The sequence below is a fragment of the Nocardia sp. CC213A genome (genome assembly GCF_030766805.1).
GTDB lineage: Bacteria > Actinomycetota > Actinomycetes > Mycobacteriales > Mycobacteriaceae > Nocardia > Nocardia otitidiscaviarum.
In genome coordinates, this window is sequence record NZ_JASFXA010000045.1 from 1 (window position 1) to 1,253 (window position 1,253).

The window sequence follows — 1,253 nt, forward strand, 5'->3', positions numbered from 1 at the left end:
TCAGTAGCGGTAGTGCTCGGGTTTGAACGGGCCCTCCACGTCCACGCCGATGTACTCGGCCTGGTCCTTGGTGAGCTTGGTCAGGGTGCCGCCGAGGGCCTCGACGTGGATCTTGGCGACCTTCTCGTCGAGCACCTTGGGCAGGCGGTAGACCTCGTTGTCGTACTCCTGCGGCTTGGTCCACAGCTCGATCTGCGCGATGACCTGGTTGGAGAAGCTGTTCGACATGACGAACGAGGGGTGTCCGGTGGCATTGCCCAGATTGAGCAGACGCCCCTCGGACAACACGATGATCGACTTGCCCGAATCCGGGAAGGTCCACAGGTCGACCTGCGGCTTGATATTGAGCCGGGTCGCGCCGGAACGCTCCAGGCCGGCCATGTCGATCTCGTTGTCGAAATGGCCGATATTGCCCAGGATGGCCTGGTCCTTCATCGCCTTCATGTGATCGAGCAGGATGATGTCCTTGTTGCCCGTGGAGGTGATCACGATATCGGCCTCGCCGATGGCCTGCTCCACGGTCACCACGTCGAAACCGTCCATCAGCGCCTGCAGCGCGTTGATCGGGTCGATCTCGGTGACCTGCACCCGCGCGCCCTGACCCGCGAGGGACTCCGCACACCCCTTGCCGACATCACCGTAACCGCAGATCAGCACCTTCTTGCCGCCGATGAGCACATCGGTGCCACGGTTGATGCCGTCGATGAGCGAGTGGCGGGTGCCGTACTTGTTGTCGAACTTGGACTTGGTGACCGAGTCGTTGACATTGATCGCCGGGAAGGACAGCTCACCGGCGGCGGCGAACTGGTACAGCCGCAGCACGCCGGTGGTGGTCTCCTCGGTCACACCCCGCACCGACTCCGCGATCGCGGTCCACTTGCCCTTGTCGGTCTCGAACCGCTCCCGCAGCAGGTTCAAAAACACCGTGTACTCGGCGGAGTGGTTCTCGTCGGCGGGCGGGACCACACCGGCCTTCTCGAACTGCGCGCCGCGCAGCACCAGCATGGTGGCGTCGCCGCCGTCGTCGAGGATCATGTTCGCGGGCTCGTCGGGCCAGGTGAGCATCTGCTCGGCGGCCCACCAGTACTCCTCCAGGGTCTCGCCCTTCCAGGCGAAGACCGGGGTGCCCTTGGGCTCGTCCACGGTGCCGTGCGGGCCGACCACCACGGCCGCGGCGGCGTGGTCCTGGGTGGAGAAGATATTGCAGGACGCCCAGCGCACCTGCGCGCCCAAATCGACCAGGGTCTCGATCA

General features: G+C 64.7%; 1 protein-coding gene. It reads right to left on the reverse strand.

What is annotated here, in order from left to right:
• Window positions 1-1,253: adenosylhomocysteinase (ahcY, locus tag QJS31_RS37235; protein ID WP_306359027.1), on the reverse strand; the 1,253-nt coding region annotated here is incomplete at its 5' end.